The following is a 16665-nucleotide window of genomic DNA, read 5'->3' as shown; positions in this document are numbered from 1 at the left end:
GGTCAGCTTTCGTAGACGGACAGCGACGAGCACGCGCCGCACTTGCCGCAGCCGGCCTTGATGTCGGCCGAGCGCAGGCCCGCCGCCACCACGCGCTCGCCCAGCGGCGCGAGCAGCGACTTCATGAACTCGGGCGTGGGCGCCGGATGGTCTTCGAGCGGCGTGCCGCTGATCGGCACGAAGGGCACGACGAAGGGGTACACGCCGCGCGCGAGCAACTGGTCGCAGGTGTCGAGGATGGCTTCGCGCGTATCGCCCAACCCCGCCAGGATGTAGGTGCTGACCTGCCCGCGTCCGAACACGCCCACGGCCGCCTCGAAGGCGCTCATGTAGCGCGAGACGGGCACGCTCGCCTTGCCCGGCATGAGGCGTTCGCGAACCTCGGGCGTCACCACTTCCAGGTGCATGCCCAGCGTGTCGATGCCGGCCGCCTTCATGCGGTGGAACCACTGGTCGTCGTCGGGCGGCTCGCACTGGCCCTGGATGGGAATATCCACCGCGGCCCTGATGGCGAAGGCGCTCTCGCAGAGGATGGCGGCGCCGCGGTCGGTGGCGTTGGGCGTGCCGGTGGTCATCACCATGTGCTTCACGCCGTCGAGCAGCACGGCGGCGCGCGCCACCTCGGCGAGTTGCTCGGGCGTCTTGCGCGCTACCGTGCGGCCGGCCGCGAGCGACTGGCCGATCGCGCAGAACTTGCAGCTCTTTTTCCGGCTCTCGTAGCGGATGCAGGTCTGCAACACCGTGGTGGCGAGCACGTCGCTGCCGTGCAGCGTGGCGATGTGCGAATAGGGCACGCCGTCGAAGGTCTGCATCGCGTAGAAGCGCGGCTGCTTCGGAAAGCTGATGCTGGCAATGGGAATGCTGCCGCGCATCACGCGGCTCATGCCCTGCGCGTCGGGCGCCTCGGCGGTGAAGGGCGAGTGCCAGGCCGTGGAGGTATGGACCGGCACCATGATCGTGTGGCCGTCCACCGTCACGGCCTTGTGGTCCGAGGGGCCCGCGCCGCCGCGGCGGCTCGCAACGCCCGCCGAAGGATCAACCAGCCGCAACCCGAAGGACTGGAGCTCGGTCATCAGTTGCCGGCTGTCTTGCTGTGTCGTCGTGGTGGTCATGGTCGGAGCTCCGTTGAACAAAGGGTTGCGTGAGATGCATCGGCACGGTGGTTTGCGCCGGCCGGTCGTTGATGGCGAGCGACAGCAGTTCGGGCCGCGCATAGTGGCCGACCGAATCCATCATTCGCTTGCGCTTGGCGATGAGCGCCATGTCGAGGTCGGCCACCACCATGCCCTCTCCCTCGGTGAGCGGCGGCGCGAGGTGCTTGCCCTCGGGCGAGACGATGGCGGTGTGGCAGCCGCCGCGCAACGCCTTCTGCAGGTTGGCGTCGGGCGTGACCGAGCGGATCTGCTCGTCGCTGAGCCAGCCGGTGGCGTTGACCACGAAGCAGCCCGACTCCAGCGCGTGGTGGCGGATGGTCACTTCCATCTGCTCCGCGAAGATCGGGCCGACCAGCGAGCCGGGGAACTGCGCGCAGTGAATCTCCTCGTGCTGCGCCATCAGCGCGTAGCGCGCGAGCGGGTTGTAGTGCTCCCAGCAGGCCAGCGCGCCGACGCGACCCACTGCGGTGTCGACCACCTTCAGCCCCGCGCCGTCTCCCATGCCCCAGACCATGCGCTCGTGGTACGTGGGCGTGATCTTGCGGCGCTTGAGCGCGAGCGTGCCGTCGGCATCGAACACCAGCTGCGTGTTGTAGAGGCTGCCGTGGTCGCGCTCGTTCACGCCGAGCACCACGACCATGCCGTGATGGCGCGCGCGCTCGGCCACGGCCTGCGTGACCGGGCCCGGCACGACCACCGCGCGTTCAGCCAGCCGCAGGTGCGGCGCACCCTGCAGCACCGGCGGCAGCACGAAGCTGAAGTAGGGGTAGTAGGGCACGAAGGTCTCTGGAAAGACCGCGAGCTGCGCGCCCTTGGATGCGGCCTCGTCGATGGCGCTGCACACCCGGTCGAGCGTGCCGTCGGGCCGGTCGAGGTCGGGCGCGATCTGGATCGCCGCGGCACGCACGATGCGGGATGTGGAAGCCATCGCCGGTGCCCTGCCCTACAGCGTCCAGGTGTCGAGGATGACCGCGCCGGCCTTCTTGTGCAGCAGCACCAGGTCCAGCACGTCCAGCGGGTTGATCGGCGTGATGCCTTCGATCAGCGCCCCTTCGCCGTGGCCGTACAGCGCCTGCAGCGCGAAGCGGCAGGCGTAGACCTTGCCGCCTTCTTCCATGAACTTGCTGATCTGCTTGTTGAAGTTCTGGTGGCCCGGGAAGGCCTCGTCGCCCAGCGTGGGAAAGCCGCGCTGCACGCCCAGCGTCACGCCGGGGCCGTACAGCAGCACCGAGGTTTCGTAGCCCTTGCGGCGCAGGCGCGTGGCCTGCAGCAGGTTCACGAAGCCGATGGAACCTTCGAAGGCGACCGTGTGGAAGGTGACGAGCGCCTTCTCGCCGGGGTCGGCCTTGACGTCTTCGAACACCTTCTCTTCGTAGTCGACGAGGTACTCGCCTTTCTCGTTGCGGGGGCGGGTGACTTTGGGCATGGGGTACTCCGGTTGAGGGGTTGAACGCAGGTCTTGCGTGCCTTTCTCTTTGCAGGCGATGTGCCAGCGTGCGGCCGGGTGCGTGCGATCAACTCGCGATCAATGCGCAGCGGTGCGCCTTGCGTGCGGATAAAAAATTTCGGAAGGTCGCAAAGACGGGCACGCACAGAGGCTGCCGGCCTGTTTCCGCACCGCGACGACGCATCCGCCATGCGATCAATGCACCCGATCAATGAGGTTGATCGCACCCGATCGAAGCATTCGGCGCCTCCGGGGCGGGCGCGATTCCTGCGTGCTTGATCGGTGGCCCGATGCAATCAATGGATGCAATCAACTTCGACGATCCGCCCCATGCCCACGATCACCACCCACTGGCGCAAGCAGCTGCGCAACAGCGACCGGCCGGCCTACCTGCTGCTGGCCGATCTGATCGCCGACGACATCAAGACAGGCCGCCTTGGCGTGCGCGACCGCCTGCCTACGTTGCGCGAGCTCGCGGCCGACCTGGATCTCAACTACACGACGGTGGCGCGCGGCTATGCCGAGGCGCGCAAGCGCGGCCTGATCGACTCGCGCGCCGGCACCGGCACCTTCATCCGCTCCGGCAGCCCCAGCCTGCGGCTGCGTGGCGGCAGCGGCGCCGAGATGACGATGAACATGCCGCCAGAGCCCGACGACGCGCACCTGATGGCGCGGCTGCACGAGAGCGCGAGCCGTGCCTTCGCCGAGATCGACTTCCACGACCTGCTGCGCTACCAGGACTTCGGCGGCACCGCGCACGACCGCGAAGTGGCCTTGCAATGGCTGCGACCCTTCGTGCCGCATGCGAGCGTGGACCGCATCCTGGTGTGCCCCGGCATCCACGGCGTGCTCACGGCGCTGTTCTCGCAGCTCGCGCGGCCGGGCGAGCTGATCTGCGTGGAGTCGCTCACCTACCCGGGCGTGAAGGCCATCGCGGCGCAACTGGGCGTGCAGCTGCATGCGCTGCAGCTGGACGACGACGGCCCCATCGCCGATGCCTTCGAGCATGCCTGCAAGACGCTCAAGCCCAAGGCGCTGTATTGCAACCCGACGCTGCTGAATCCGACCGCCGGCACCGTGTCGCGCGCACGGCGGGAAGCGTTGGCCGACGTGGCGCCGCGCTATGCCATTCCGATCATCGAGGACGACGCCTACGGCATGCTGCCGCGCCAGACGCCGGGTACCATCGCCACGCTTGCCCCCGCGCTCACTTACTACGTGAGCGGGTTCTCCAAATGTTTCGGCGCGGGGCTGCGCAGCGCGTATGTGTGTTCACCGACGGTGGTGCAGTCGCAGCGCCTCGCGGGCGCGATGCGCGCCACCACCGTGATGGCCTCGCCGATCACCAATGCGCTGACCACGCTGTGGGTGGAAGACGGAACGACCGAGGCGATGCTGCAGGCGGTGCGCGCCGAATCGGGGGCGCGGCAACTGCTCGCGACGCGCCATCTGGGCGACAGCGGGTTGCAGGCACACCCTGAGGGCTTTCATGCATGGCTGCCGCTCACACCGGGCTGGAGCCCGGTGGAGTTCGCGTCCTACCTGCGCACCCAGAACGTGGGCGTGGTGGCGAGCGCAGCATTTTCGACGGATGGCGATCCGCCAGATGCGGTGCGCATTTGCCTGGGCGGGCCGATGTCGCGGGAGCAGTGCGATCAGGCGCTGAGGCTCATCGCCGACACGCTGGCGCATCCGCTGCATCCGCACTCGACATTGCAGAAGCGCGGTTAGCCGATCACACGGAGAGCGAGGTCGAGGCGTCGGCAGAACGGATGGCGTGATGGCACGATCTGCTGTAGCGACTCGCACAACCGCAGTCTGCTTCGTGCAAGACCCCCATTGCAGCACCGGCGCGAGGGGCACGCGGCCTAGACTTTTGGACATCCACAAGTCCGACCTCAGCCCCTTTTCCAAAGGACCAACTCCGTGAACTCCTCCATCGTCGAACGCCTCCGGAGCACTGGCCGTCTGGACCGCATGTTCATCGACGGCGAGTGGGTGCTGCCCCAGGGGCAGGCTCGCGCCTCCGTCATCGACCCGTCGACCGAGGAACCCGTTGCGGAGATCGCGCTGGGAACTGCGCAGGACGTCGATGCGGCGGTGGCTGCGGCGCGGCGTGCCTTCGCCGCCTGGTCCGTGAGCTCCGTCCGGAGCAGGGTCTTGCTTCTCGACCGTGTCCACGCCCTGATCCTCGAACGAGCAGAGTCGTTCGCCCAGGTGATCTCGCAGGAGATGGGCGCTGCCATCGGCTTTGCGCGCAGCACACAGGTGCCGGTCGCGGCGCAGCACATCCGCGTGGCCCGGGACAATCTGGCCAGCTATCCGTTTCTCACCCATCGGGGGGACGTGGCCATCATGCGCGAGGCCATCGGCGTGTGCGGCCTGATCACTCCCTGGAACTGGCCGCTCTACCAGATCACCGCCAAGGTCGGGCCGGCCTTGGCGGCGGGATGCACGCTGGTCCTGAAGCCCAGCGAACTGTCGCCGCTGAGCGCCCTGCTCTTTGCGCAGGTGATGCAAGACGCCGGCATCCCGCCGGGCGTTTTCAACCTGGTGAGCGGCACTGGGCCGGAGGTCGGCGCCGCGCTGTCGGCGCATCCGGACGTGGACATGATCTCGATCACCGGCTCGACCAGGGCCGGCGTCCTGGTGGCCCAGGCGGCCGCCCCGACGGTGAAGCGCGTGGCTCAGGAACTCGGCGGGAAATCGCCCAACGTGATCCTGCCGGACGCGGACCTGGTGCGAGCCGTGCCAGCAGGTGTGGCGGCCGCCTTGCGCAACGTCGGCCAGTCGTGCAGCGCGCCGACGCGCATGATCGTGCCGCGTGAGCACCTCCAGGAGGTCGAACGCATCGCGCACGAAGCGGCGTCCAGCTTCGTCGTGGGCGATCCGCGCGCCGAGCAGACCACGCACGGCCCTGTGGCGAATCGCGCCCAGTTCAATCGGGTGCAGGAAATGATCGGCATCGGAATCGCCGAAGGCGCGCGGCTCGTTTGCGGCGGCCTCGGCCGGCCCGAGGCCTTGAGCCGCGGTTTCTACTGCCGCCCGACCATCTTCTCCGCGGTGCATCCGCGGATGCAGATCGCGCAAGAGGAGATCTTCGGGCCGGTACTCGCGATCATTCCGTACGACAGCGTCGACGAGGCCGTGGAGATTGCCAACGGCACCGTCTACGGCCTGGGCGCTCACGTTCAGGGGCAGGACCTTGCAGCGGCACGCGCCGTCGCGGCGCGCATCCGCTCCGGGCAGGTGCACATCAACTATCCGGCCTGGAGCCCCCATGCACCCTTCGGCGGATACAAGCGCTCGGGGAACGGCCGCGAATACGGCATCGAAGGTCTCGAGGAATACCTGGAAACCAAAGCCATTCTTGGCTTCCAGGAAAGCAGCGAAAGCGTCCGGGCTTGAATCGACGAGCGAGATTCATCATGTCCCCTCCGCTGCACCATCTCAACACTTCCTCCAAGCCGCCGGCCTCCGCTGACGTCGTCGTGATCGGCGGCGGCATCATCGGCGTCTTTACCGCCTACTACCTGGCCAAGCGCGGTGTATCGGTCGCCCTGGTCGAAAAGGGAAGGATCGGCGCCGAGCAATCGAGCCGCAACTGGGGCTGGTGCCGGCAGCAGAACCGGGACGCTCGCGAACTGCCGATGGCGAGCAAGAGCCTTGATCTCTGGGAACGGTTTGCCGCTGAAAGCGGGGAAGACACGGGCTTCCATCGCTGCGGGCTCCTGTATCTCAGCAACGACGAGGCCGAGCTGTCCCGCTGGTCCAACTGGCGCGATTTTGCGAAGACCGCCGACGTGGCGACCCACGTGCTCGGCAGCCGCGAGGCCGCCGAGCGCGGCCGAGCGACCGGCCGCGCCTGGAAAGGCGGCGTCTTCTCGCCCAGCGACGGCACCGCTGATCCTGGCAAGGCTGCGCCCGCCGTGGCCGCTGCGCTCATCAAGCTTGGCGGCAGCGTCAACCAGAACTGCGCGGCCCGCGGCATCGAGACGGAAGGCGGGCGGGTCAGCGGCGTCATCACCGAAGCCGGGGTCATCAGGACCAGGACGGCCGTGCTGGCCGGGGGCGCGTGGGCCTCCTCGTTCTGCCGCCAGCTCGGCATCCGTTTTCCGCAGGCCTCGATCCGGCAATCCATCCTCAGCGTGTCTCCCGTGGAGCACCGCCTTCCGGATGCCCTGTTTACCTCAGGCGTCTCCGTGACGCGCCGCAACGACGGACGCTACGCACTGGCCATCAGCGGCCGCGCACGCGTGGACGTGACACCCCAGTTCATGCGCTTCGCCCCGCAATTCGTGCCCATGTTCGCCAAGCGCTGGCGCAACCTTCTTCCGGGGGGCCTGGAAGGCATTCGCGGTGGCCACGAAACGCTGGGGCGGTGGCGACTCGATGCGCCGACGCCGATGGAGCGGGTGCGCATCCTCGATCCGAAGCCATGTTTGTCCACGATCAGGGAGACCCACCGACGCGCCGTCGAGCTCCTGCCCGAACTGCGCGAAGCAAGGATCACGCACGCCTGGGCCGGCTTCGTCGACAGCACGCCGGACGGTGTGCCCGGCATCGGCGAAGTGCCGGGCCTGCCGGGCTTCATCCTGGCTGCGGGCTTTTCCGGACACGGCTTTGGCATCGGCCCCGGGGCCGGCCACCTTGTCGCGGACCTTGCCACCGGTGCCAAACCGATCGTCGATCCCATACCGTACCGGCCCGAGCGGTTCAGCGACTCAGCATGGGGTAAGGTCGCTGATTTCTAGGCCGCGCCTGCGACGCGCCGAACCCTGCCCTGCATCTACGGCATCGCGACAACGGAGATCAAAGGCTCCAGCATCGCGTGCCGGCCGACGACGTGATTGCCTGCCGCTGCCAGGAAGTCACGGCCGGCGAACTGCGCCGATCGTTTGCCCTGGGCTGCCTGGGGCCGAGCCAGGGCAAAGCCTTCACGCGCTGCGGCATAGGCCCCTGCCAGGGCCGCCTTTGCGGCCTCACCGCCACCGAGGTCATCGCACATGAGCGCGGCGTCTCTCCGGCCGAGGTCGGTCACTACCGGATCTGCTCTCCCATCAAGCCGATCACGCTCGAAGAGCCTGCCGCACGTTGATTCCGGCCAGACGCAGACCTGGTCGAGCCGCTCGCCGGCCAACTGGGGCTGCCGGTATTCGTCACGCGACCCTTGTGAAATCGGCTCGGCGACGAAACGTAAGCAGGCCATAGGCTCTCAGCCGAGCCGCCAGCGGCGTCACGAAGCCGCAGACGCATCCCCGAGCAGGCCACGCTGAAGTGCGACACGCACGCCCTCGGCCCGAGACCGGCAATCGAGCGCCGCCAGCGAGTGCCGGACATGCATCTCGACGGTGCGGTGGCTCAGTCCCATCACCCGCGCGATCTCCTTGTCAGTGTGGCCCTGCCCCACCAGGCGCAGCACTTCCCGCTGCCGCGGCGTCAGCCGTGGCGCTGGTGCGCCCGCGCCGTCGACCGTTGCCCCGATTCCCACCGCAGCAGAGGCAAACCCCAGAAACGAATGGATCACGCTCGAGATGCGCGGCCACTCGGGATCGCCCGCGAGCGGCAGATGCAGGCAGCCCTCCAGCGGCATGAATCGCGCACCAGGAATCAGCGCCGCCAGGTGACTGCCTTCGGCGAAGGGCACCACAGGGTCCTGCCGCGCATGCAAGACGAGCGCTGGGCAGGCGATGCGGCACGCAAGGTCCGACACATCGGCTTCGAACGAGAACCGGGTGTACCGCGCCGCGATCGCCGAGGTCATCCGCGAGATCGACGCCCGATCGAGTTCGATGAGCTGCTCGTCATTGGCCTGCGGAACGAGGCGTGAGAGCAATGCCCGCCGGAATGGCACGCTGTAGGCGAGATCGGTGCCGTAGGCCACCTGCATCGTTTCGGCAATCGCCTGGGATTCACGGTCCAGCTCCGGCCCGGCGTTGCGCCGCATCCGTCCGCGCGCGTAGCCGTCCAGCACCACGATGCGCTCCACACGCTCCGGATGCAGCGCCGCAAAGGCGATGACGGGCAGCGCCCCGTGCGTGAGTGACACCAGTGCCACGGGCCCATCGGATGTCGCATTCACGACGGCCGCCATGTCCTCAACGCAGGTCTCCAGGCTCAGGGGCCCGACGAAGCTGCCCGCGGACAGGCCGCAGCCCCTCGGCTCATAGCGCACGAGCCTTGCATGCGGCGCCAGCAGTTCCAGCCAGTGGCGCGAGTCGATCGACGGGGCATCGAGGTGGTCGCCAACGTGCAGTGTGGCCATGACCACCGTGCGTGGTCCGGCGCCATACGTGGCCCTGGCCAAGCGGGTGCCATCACGACTGCTGCAGAAGCTGATGTCCGGAACCCAATGCATGGCAGGTCGTACGCCGCAAATAGCGACATATTACCGACCAGAATGGCTCCGGCAGGACTCCGCTCGCCAACGCGGCCGGACGCGCGGGAATGCGCCCCCGTCAGTCCAGCGGCGCGAGCCGCACCCGCAGCGAGCGCGGGCGCATCGTGAACGCAAAGTGCTCGCCGTCGCGCTCCTGTGGTGCATCGAGCTCCTCGACGCGGAAGTTGCGCAGCAGCATGGCTGCGGCCATGCGAATCTCCAGCAGGGCGAGCTGGCGACCCGGACAGATGCGGGGACCGCCGCCGAACGGCACGCTTATGCGCCGGATCGACGCGCCCTGGACAGCGTTCGCTTCATGCGCTGCCTCCTGCAGCCAGCGCTCCGGAGCGAAGCGCGCCGCGTCCGGCCAGCGGTGCACGTCGACCGCGGCCGGCCGGACCAGGCACATCACGACTGTCCCCGCGGGAATCTCGATGCCGTCCACCACCGTGGGTTGCACGGCCTGGTGCCCCTGCACCGGCGCGACCGGCTTGAGCCGCATGGTCTCGTGCGCGCAGGCATCCAAGTATCCGAGCTGCTCGATCTGTGCGTAGGCGATCGGGAACGAAGCATCACCGACCGCCTGCTTCACCTCCTCATGCGCCCGCTGCCAGGCGCCGGGCTCGCGCGCGAGCAGCCGGACCATCCAGGCGAGGGAATGGGCGGTGGTGTCCTCACCGGCCAGCAAAATGGTGAGGACGTTGCCGGCGACATCGCGATCAGTGAACCGGCTCCCCTCATGATCGCGCGCGCAGACCAGGGACTCGATAAGGTTCGTCGGATGCTCGCGCCGGTCCGGTTCGTCGGCCAAGCGCTGACGCGCCTTGGCGATCAGGCCCGTCACCATCCGATCGAGTTCGCGTGCATGGCGATCGAAGGCGCGGTCGGCGGGAAGCTTCAGGTAGCGCCAGTAAGGGAAGAGCGCGAAGAGGCGTCGCTGGACGGTCGGGAACACCGCGTCCAGGTGCGCCTGGACCGTCGGTCCGCTTTCTTCGATGGTATTGATGTCAATGCCCAGGGCCAGGCCCGCGACGACGTCCACCGTGTACCGCGTGAGGTCGGCCAGCAAGTCGATCTCCTCGCGGCGTGCTGCGGCCCGCCGCCAGCGCTCAAGCAGGCGGCCCGTCACCTGCACCATCGTCGGGAAGTAGCCGCGCAGGTGCGCGGGGTCAAAGGCCCGCATCACCAGCGAGCGCTGCGCGATCCACGCGTCGCCGTTGCTCGCGAACAGACCGGGCGGTCCCATCTCGCTGAACACGTCGACCAGGCGCTTGGAGCGCTGAAACCCCTCCGGACGATCGCGCAGCACGGTCCGGATGGCGTCCGGATCGCTGATCACGACGAAGGTGCGGCTGCCGACGCGAAAGCGGTAACGGTCGCCATACCGGGCCTGCCAGGCTTCCAGGGTCCGGTGTGTGGCGTTCGATTCCAGCTGGAGCGCATTGCCGATCCAGGGCCAACCGCGCGGCCCGGGTAGATCCTCGATGCGCAGGGATGCAGTCGGACAGGCGGGGGCTTCGTGCGAAGCGGAAGCATGGGCAACGGGGCAGCGATCCATGGCGAGCTCCTGGACTGGCAATTGCCTGCAGTCTGCGCCAGACGGCCGTCCCGCATCAGTCGTGCAATTGCCGTAGGCCCTGGAATTGGCTACCGTGAAGCTACGGTATCCATGTCACCGCCCTTGCTGCGCGACCAGATCGCGGCCTTGGCGTGATCCGGTCAGGCAAGGTGCCGGGCGCGCCGCACCGCAGGCCGCAACGCCAGTGGAGGACCGGCAGGCCCGAGAAATTTGCCGTGCGAGGAATCCGCGCAGCGGAGGGGAAATTTGTCGGGCCGGACGGTTGCGGCGATGAAGCCCGAGGCGACGCGAAACGCAGAGAAGCGCCGCCGTGCCCGCGCCAGGATTCGCGACCCGCGGCAGGTTGGTCTTGGCAGACGTGCTTGGCAACCTATGGACGTACCGCAACTGCATTGGATGCGCTGCGAAACAACCGAAAGGCGACCCCCATGCGAACCCAGACCGACATCGAATCGAACGCACTCCAAGGCATGCGAGGCATTCGAGGCATGCCCGGCGGCTACCTCATTTGCACCACGACCTTGCCCTTTGCGCGCCCACTGTCGACGTAAGCCAAAGCTTCGTGGGTGTCCTGAAACGGGAATACCTTGTCGACGACCGGGTGGATGGCACCCGATTCGACGAGCGAAGTGATCTCGCGCAACTGCGCCCCATCGGCCCGCATGAAGACGAACGAGTATTCGCTCCCGATCTTTTTTGCCTTCTTCCTGATGCCGAAACTCAGCAGGCGCAGCACCTGCTGGAGCGGCCAGGCCAGTCCTCGCGCGACGGCGAACGCCGGGGTGGGCGGCCCCGAGATGGAGATGAGATGCCCGCCCGGCTTGAGAACCTGGACGGATTTGTTCAGCTCGTCGCTGCCGAGGCTGTTCAGCACCACGTCGTAGCCGCGAAGCACCGTGGCGAAGTCCTGCTGCTTGTAATCGATGACGACGTCCGCGCCCAGGGATTTCATCCAGGCGATGTTGGCCGTACTCGTGGTCGTGGCCACGAACGCGCCGAGATGCTTGGCAAGCTGAATGGCGATGGTGCCTACGCCGCCGGAGCCGGCATGGATCAGCACCTTCTGCCCCTTTTTCAGCTTGGCGGTCTCGACCAGCGTCTGCCAGGCCGTCAGGGCCACCAGGGGAAGGGATGCGGCCTCGACCATGCCGAGTTTCGCGGGCTTCAACGCCACCGAAGATTCCTTGATGGCAATGAACTCGGCGAAGGTGCCGATGCGATCGTCGTCGGGGCGTGCATAGACCTCGTCACCGGGCTTGAAGTTGCGAACGCGGGGGCCGACGCGCATGACCGTTCCGGCCACGTCGTTGCCCAGGATCAGCGGGAGGCGGTAGGGAAGAATCAGCTTGAATTCGCCGCTCCTGATTTTCGAATCCAGGGGATTGATGCTCGCCGCGTGGATCCGGATCAGGACGTCATCGTCCCGGACCTCGGGGTCGGGCATCTCGCCGATGCGGCCGACTTCCTTCTTTCCGTAACGACCGATGATGAAAGCTTTCATGGGGGGTTTTTTTCAGGTTTTTTGATTGAAGCTGGTCGCCGAGGATGCCGACGTTCAGTCATTGAGGAAGGCCAGCGCCTTGGGCACGAACTCGCCGTGGTACTGGAAAATCCCCCCATGCCCGGCGTCCTTGTAGCTGACCAGTTGCGAGCCGGGAATGCGCTCCGACATCGTCGATGCCTTTGCCGCCTGCCGGCCCCGTGCCGGTCAGGATGAGTCGGCGCACCAGCCCGGGTGCTTTCAGCACGATGTCCTGCGCCACGAATCCTCCGAGGGAGAAGCCAAGCAGGTCGATCTTCTCGAAACCCAGCGCGTGGATCAGTGCGGTCGCATCTCGTGCCGTCGCATCGATGGTCACGGGTGCCGTTCCGCCTGAAGCGCCGATACCCCGGTAGTCGATGGCGATGATGCGATGCCGGCGGGAAAGCCCATCGACGATACGCGGGTCGAAATTGTCGAGGACCGCGCCCCAGTGGTTGAGCAGGACCAGCGGCACGCCGCTGCGCGGCCCCAGATCGCGGTACGCGAACGCAGTCCCGTCGACATCGATCGATTGGGTGGGGGTCTCGATATAGGGCATGCGCGATCCTGGGTGCCGGTCGGTCGGGGTCAACGTCATCGTCATCGCGTTGGCGGTCAGGCGTTCACATCGACGATGGTGCGCCCCTGAACCTTCCCCGCGAGGACTTGGCTGGCGATTTCAGGAACCCCTGCCAGGCCAATCACCTTGGTGGTCCGTGCAAGCTTGCCCAGATCCAGGTCGCTGGCCAGGCGCGACCACGCCTGCAGCCGCACAGGCTGCGGCGCATTGACCGAGTCGATGCCGGCGAGGGTGACGTTGCGCAGGATGAACGGCAGCACGGATGCCGGCAGATCCGCGCCCTGTGCGAGGCCGAAGGCCGCGACCACGCCGCGATACCGGGTCTGCGCCAGGACGTTCGCCAGCGTATGGCTGCCGACCGAATCGATGGCCCCGGCCCACCGCTCCTTGGCGATCGGTGCGCCCGCTTCGGACAGGGTGTGGCGGTCGATGACGTCCGCCGCGCCCAGCGCACGCAGGTAGGCGGCTTCGTCGAGTCGGCCGGTCGACGCGATCACGCGATAGCCCAAGCCCGACAACAGCGTGATAGCCACGGAACCGGCGCCGCCATTGGCGCCGGTCACCAGGATGTCTCCACGCTCGGGCGTCAGGCCCCCATGCTCCAGTGCGAGCACGGACAGCATGGCGGTGAACCCGGCGGTGCCGATGGCCATGGCATCCCGGGTCGAAAAGACCTCCGGAATCTTGACCAGCCAATCACCGCTCACCCGCGCCTTCTGCGCGAAGCCACCATGGTGCATCTGACTCAGTCCCCAGCCGGTCGCCAGCACACGGTCGCCGGCGACGAGGCCGGGATAGCTCGACGACTCGACGACACCGGCAAAGTCGATACCCGGAATCAGCGGAAACTGGCGAATGACCGGTGACCGGCCACTGAGCGCCATCGCGTCCTTGTAGTTCACCGTCGAGTACTCGACCGCGACGGTGACGTCGCCCGGCATCAGATCCTCTTCCTTGAAGTCGACCAGGCTGGTTGATATGGTGTCGCCGGTCTTGCTGGCGAGCAGTGCCTTGAATGTCATGTGCTGTCCGTTCCGTTCTGAGCTGTTTGCGGTTTCAGGCGGCGGCTCGATAGCGCTCTGCCACATGCGCCTGCCGGATGTCTGCGATCAGGGTCTGCCGTGCCGCGTTCAGCACTTCCCAGCGCGCGGCATCATGCAGCGGCGGGATGGTCACGAGTTCGCGGCGGTCGAATCCGACCAGTGCGGCATCTACCAGCTCTTCCACTCCCATCAGATCAGGCATCGCGCTGCTGTCGATGCCCGCGCGCTCCCAGATCTCGGTACGGGTTCCGGCTGGCAACACCGCCTGCACATAGACACCCTTGGGCGCGAGCTCCAGGCTCAGCCCCTGGGACAGGAACAGCACGAAGGCCTTGGTCGCACCGTAGACCGACATGCCGAACTCGGGCGCCAGGCCGACCACCGAGCCGATGTTGACGATCGCGCCTTTGCCAGCCTGCGCCAGGCGCGGGGCGATGGCGCTCGCCAGCCTGACGAGTGCGGTGGTGTTGAGGCTGACCAGGCGGGCGACATCGTCTGTCGATTGGTCGATGAAGTGACCGGACAGCGCGGCCCCGGCGTTGTTGATCAGGATTTCGATCTTGGCGTCCTCGCGCAGGCGCATCTCGACTGCGGCCAGATCGCCGGGCTGGGTCAGGTCGGCCGGGAGGGTATCGACGGCAGCGCCGGTTTCCTCGCGCAGCCGCGCAGCGAGCGTTTCCAGCCGCGCCTTGTCGCGTGCCACCAGCACAAGGTCGTGGCCGCGGCGTGCGAAGCGGTCGGCATAGATGGCGCCAATGCCGGTCGAGGCGCCCGTGATGAGAACAGTGGAGCGGGAGGCCATGTGTTTTCTCTTGATCGAAAAGGTCGTTGGAGTTGATTTAATGATGTCGATCATCATCTTTATTGTCAAGGGATTTGATGATGATCGACATCAATGTATATTCATAACTTCACTGATGGCACATCTAGAGAGATCCTGGACATGAAGGTCACCAAAGCGCAGGCGCAGGCGAACCGGGCACACATCGTCGAGACGGCCTCCACGCTGTTTCGCGAGCGAGGCTATGACGGGGTAGGGATTGCGGACTTGATGGCGGGTGCAGGATTCACCCATGGTGGCTTCTATAAGCACTTCGGGTCCAAGGCCGACCTGATGGCAGAGGCGGCAACATGCGGTTTTGCGCAGACGGCGGCCAAGGCCGAAGGCGTCGATGCGATGGAGTTCGTCAAGCACTACTTGTCCCGTGAGCACCGCGATGCTCCTGGTGACGGTTGCACGATGGCCGCACTATGCGGAGATGCCGCGCGTCAGACGGAGTCGATCAAGACGGCTTTTGCGGCCGGCGTTGAAAGCTTGCTGGCGAACCTGGCAAACCAATGCGGCGCGACAGAGGAAGGCAATCAGGGCGGCGACGCGCGTGCCATGCAGATCGACGTCATTGCACAGGTAATCGGCGCAATAGTGCTGTCACGGGCGTGTCCTGACGACTCACCACTCGCCGATGAAATTCTGGATGTCTGCCGCACTGCAGTCCTGTCGAGGCTTTCCTCGCCGACCCTTGGCGCCTCCCTTGCCCAGATCAGCTAGTGCAGACTCATGAAGATGAGGAGTCGAAGGCTGGACAACCATGGGCACGATGCGTCAAGGCATTGCGAAAAGTGACCCTTTGGGGGTGCGGACGAAAACTTGGACTACCAGGAGGTAGTTCGTGTATTCCTACGAAGACAGGGTTCTAGCGGTCGAGCTCTACATCAAGCTCGGTAAACGCTTCAGAGCGACCATTCGTCAGCTGGGTTACCCAACAAAGAATGCCTTGTAGACGCCGCTAGCGCGCGCACCCTCCTGCATCGATCGGTAGGTCTTGCCGGTCTGGTCTTGCAGAGACTTCCCCGCAGTCGCCAGTTCGCGGTCGCGCAAGGTGGACAGCAGGTTACGCGAGAACACCATGCGTCGGCCTCGGCGTTCGGCCAGTCCCTGCTCGACGAGGAAGTCTGCGCGGCCGCGCATCGCCTCGCGTACCTGCGCGCCAAAGCCCTGCGCTGCCACCCCACTGCCCTCCACGATCAATTGCCTGTCCAGCCAAGTCGCGCCCACGGCGCGTACCTGCTGGTCGATGGGAAGGTGCGACCGCAATTCGATGGTCGGACCCGCCCCCCTCTGTGCTTCAAGCCGTTGGACCTTCTGTACCAGGTCCTGCGGCACCTGCCAGACGCCGTCGGCCACGTGCGCCGCGACACCAACGCGACGCAGTGCCTCGAGCCGGCGCACATGAACATCGACCGTGGCCTGCGGATCGCGGTCTGCTGCCTGCTCTAGTCGGGCCAGATGGTCGGCGGTCTTGTAGATGCCAGCCTGGGCGATGGCCGCAATGGAGCGGTCCACGGCCCTCCCCCGCTCCGGCGGCTTTGCTTCCACAATGCCGCCCACCGGCAGCGCCGACAAATCGGCACCGGCCGGTAGTTTCAGGTAGTGCGCCCGGCCATCGATGCCGTCGACCACCAGGTAGCCCCGGTCGTGCAGTTCGTCGGGTAGCCCCTTGCCCGCGATACGGCCAATGACAGGGGCGGTCATAGCCCCATCCAACACGTAGTCGCGCTGCTGGCCCTTGAATGCCCGGCGCATGGAGGCCAGCATGTCCTCACGCTCGCCCATTGCGATCAAGGTCCGCGCCATGTCCGGCACCAGCTTCCATCGGTTGGCATCGACCCGCTCGGCCAGCGCCATGGCTTCGAGCCGCTGCAGCCGCGCGCGCAGCAAATTCTGGCGCTGGCGTTCTTCGGGGCGGCCGGTCAGGTCGATGGTGTCCGCCACGGCTTGGCGCAACAATGCCCGATCCAAGCCTGTGAGCCGCTGCTGCGTGACCTCGCGTTGCAGGCTCTGCCGCATCTCTATCTCGGTTCGTGGCCCCAACCACTCGGTGGCGATCTCGCTGGCGCGCATGCGCATGCCCTGGGCGATGTAGTCCGGCGCGATCACTAGGTGTGAAGCTCCAATAGGTT

14 protein-coding genes and 1 pseudogene are annotated in these 16665 nt (G+C 66.6%); 5 read left to right on the top strand and 10 right to left on the bottom strand.

Annotation, left to right across the window (positions count from 1 at the left end; translation table 11 throughout):
* Positions 1-2: 2 nt before the first annotated feature.
* From PMI12_RS12730 to PMI12_RS12720, 3 genes are read right to left on the bottom strand one after another with little or no spacing between them, the layout of a single operon-like run.
* A complete protein-coding gene (locus PMI12_RS12730; RefSeq protein ID WP_007832836.1) occupies positions 3-1073 on the bottom strand; it encodes an MSMEG_0568 family radical SAM protein in 1071 nt (356 codons plus the stop codon).
* Positions 1036-2082 (bottom strand): Nit6803 family nitrilase, encoded by a 1047-nt coding sequence (locus PMI12_RS12725; protein WP_007832835.1) that lies wholly within the window; start codon positions 2080-2082, stop codon positions 1036-1038. Before PMI12_RS12725 ends, PMI12_RS12730 begins: the two co-directional genes overlap by 38 nt.
* Positions 2083-2097: 15 nt before the next feature.
* Positions 2098-2580, bottom strand: coding sequence for an MSMEG_0572/Sll0783 family nitrogen starvation response protein (locus PMI12_RS12720; protein ID WP_007832834.1), 483 nt, complete (start codon positions 2578-2580; stop codon positions 2098-2100).
* 351 nt (positions 2581-2931) lie between these two features.
* Between PMI12_RS12720 and PMI12_RS12715 the strand changes: the two genes are divergently transcribed.
* The 4 genes and pseudogenes from PMI12_RS12715 to PMI12_RS28180 form a co-directional block, all read left to right on the top strand.
* Positions 2932-4332: an aminotransferase-like domain-containing protein gene (locus PMI12_RS12715; protein WP_007832833.1), complete on the top strand. Its 1401-nt coding sequence runs from the start codon at positions 2932-2934 to the stop codon at positions 4330-4332.
* 246 nt (positions 4333-4578) lie between these two features.
* Complete coding sequence (locus PMI12_RS12710) at positions 4579-6009, top strand: aldehyde dehydrogenase family protein (protein WP_193386551.1); 1431 nt, start codon at positions 4579-4581, stop codon at positions 6007-6009.
* A 20-nt stretch (positions 6010-6029) separates the two neighbouring features.
* Entirely contained in the window at positions 6030-7355 is a 1326-nt protein-coding gene (locus tag PMI12_RS12705; protein ID WP_007832829.1) for an NAD(P)/FAD-dependent oxidoreductase, read from the top strand.
* Between the two features lie 71 nt (positions 7356-7426).
* Positions 7427-7699, top strand: a pseudogene (locus tag PMI12_RS28180) (FAD/NAD(P)-binding oxidoreductase); the annotation flags it as partial.
* A gap of 138 nt (positions 7700-7837) precedes the next feature.
* Here the strand turns inward: PMI12_RS28180 and PMI12_RS12695 are convergent.
* The 6 genes from PMI12_RS12695 to PMI12_RS12670 form a co-directional block, all read right to left on the bottom strand.
* Positions 7838-8866, bottom strand: coding sequence for an alpha/beta fold hydrolase (locus tag PMI12_RS12695; RefSeq protein ID WP_042673303.1), 1029 nt, complete (start codon positions 8864-8866; stop codon positions 7838-7840).
* A 193-nt stretch (positions 8867-9059) separates the two neighbouring features.
* Positions 9060-10538 (bottom strand): cytochrome P450, encoded by a 1479-nt coding sequence (locus tag PMI12_RS12690; protein ID WP_007832824.1) that lies wholly within the window; start codon positions 10536-10538, stop codon positions 9060-9062.
* A gap of 520 nt (positions 10539-11058) precedes the next feature.
* On the bottom strand, positions 11059-12060 hold the full coding sequence (locus PMI12_RS12685; protein ID WP_007832821.1) for an NADP-dependent oxidoreductase: 1002 nt from the start codon (positions 12058-12060) through the stop codon (positions 11059-11061).
* Between the two features lie 58 nt (positions 12061-12118).
* Complete coding sequence (locus PMI12_RS28175; RefSeq protein ID WP_007832819.1) at positions 12119-12640, bottom strand: alpha/beta fold hydrolase; 522 nt, start codon at positions 12638-12640, stop codon at positions 12119-12121.
* Positions 12641-12696: 56 nt separating this feature from the next.
* Positions 12697-13683 (bottom strand): acrylyl-CoA reductase (NADPH), encoded by a 987-nt coding sequence (acuI, locus tag PMI12_RS12675; protein ID WP_007832817.1) that lies wholly within the window; start codon positions 13681-13683, stop codon positions 12697-12699.
* 34 nt (positions 13684-13717) lie between these two features.
* Positions 13718-14506 (bottom strand): SDR family NAD(P)-dependent oxidoreductase, encoded by a 789-nt coding sequence (locus PMI12_RS12670; protein WP_007832815.1) that lies wholly within the window; start codon positions 14504-14506, stop codon positions 13718-13720.
* A 141-nt stretch (positions 14507-14647) separates the two neighbouring features.
* Here PMI12_RS12670 and PMI12_RS12665 point away from each other — a divergent pair, with 141 nt between their 5' ends.
* Positions 14648-15253 carry a TetR/AcrR family transcriptional regulator gene (locus PMI12_RS12665; RefSeq protein ID WP_042673337.1) on the top strand — a complete coding sequence of 202 codons (606 nt, stop codon included), beginning with the start codon at positions 14648-14650 and terminating at the stop codon, positions 15251-15253.
* A gap of 207 nt (positions 15254-15460) precedes the next feature.
* Here the strand turns inward: PMI12_RS12665 and PMI12_RS12660 are convergent, their stop codons facing one another.
* Positions 15461-16390, bottom strand: coding sequence for a DUF3363 domain-containing protein (locus tag PMI12_RS12660; RefSeq protein WP_272943563.1), 930 nt, complete (start codon positions 16388-16390; stop codon positions 15461-15463).
* Positions 16391-16665: the final 275 nt, after the last annotated feature.

The sequence above is a fragment of the Variovorax sp. CF313 genome (assembly GCF_000282635.1).
In the GTDB taxonomy this organism is placed as follows: Bacteria; Pseudomonadota; Gammaproteobacteria; order Burkholderiales; family Burkholderiaceae_C; genus Variovorax.
Note: the sequence above shows the minus strand (reverse complement) of the source record. Positions and strands in the feature narration are given on the sequence as shown.

Excerpts from the sequence above, each read along its gene's own strand:
- PMI12_RS12730 (WP_007832836.1), bottom strand. The coding sequence starts at position 1,073 with ATGACCGAGCTCCAGTCCTTCGGGTTGCGGCTGGTTGATCCTTCGGCG.
- PMI12_RS12725 (WP_007832835.1), bottom strand. The coding sequence starts at position 2,082 with ATGGCTTCCACATCCCGCATCGTGCGTGCCGCGGCGATCCAGATCGCG.
- PMI12_RS12720 (WP_007832834.1), bottom strand. The coding sequence starts at position 2,580 with ATGCCCAAAGTCACCCGCCCCCGCAACGAGAAAGGCGAGTACCTCGTC.
- PMI12_RS12715 (WP_007832833.1), top strand. The coding sequence starts at position 2,932 with ATGCCCACGATCACCACCCACTGGCGCAAGCAGCTGCGCAACAGCGAC.
- PMI12_RS12710 (WP_193386551.1), top strand. The coding sequence starts at position 4,579 with ATGTTCATCGACGGCGAGTGGGTGCTGCCCCAGGGGCAGGCTCGCGCC.
- PMI12_RS12705 (WP_007832829.1), top strand. The coding sequence starts at position 6,030 with ATGTCCCCTCCGCTGCACCATCTCAACACTTCCTCCAAGCCGCCGGCC.
- PMI12_RS12695 (WP_042673303.1), bottom strand. The coding sequence starts at position 8,866 with ATGGCCACACTGCACGTTGGCGACCACCTCGATGCCCCGTCGATCGAC.
- PMI12_RS12690 (WP_007832824.1), bottom strand. The coding sequence starts at position 10,538 with ATGGATCGCTGCCCCGTTGCCCATGCTTCCGCTTCGCACGAAGCCCCC.
- PMI12_RS12685 (WP_007832821.1), bottom strand. The coding sequence starts at position 12,060 with ATGAAAGCTTTCATCATCGGTCGTTACGGAAAGAAGGAAGTCGGCCGC.
- PMI12_RS28175 (WP_007832819.1), bottom strand. The coding sequence starts at position 12,640 with ATGCCCTATATCGAGACCCCCACCCAATCGATCGATGTCGACGGGACT.
- acuI (WP_007832817.1), bottom strand. The coding sequence starts at position 13,683 with ATGACATTCAAGGCACTGCTCGCCAGCAAGACCGGCGACACCATATCA.
- PMI12_RS12670 (WP_007832815.1), bottom strand. The coding sequence starts at position 14,506 with ATGGCCTCCCGCTCCACTGTTCTCATCACGGGCGCCTCGACCGGCATT.
- PMI12_RS12665 (WP_042673337.1), top strand. The coding sequence starts at position 14,648 with ATGAAGGTCACCAAAGCGCAGGCGCAGGCGAACCGGGCACACATCGTC.
- PMI12_RS12660 (WP_272943563.1), bottom strand. The coding sequence starts at position 16,390 with ATGGCGCTGGCCGAGCGGGTCGATGCCAACCGATGGAAGCTGGTGCCG.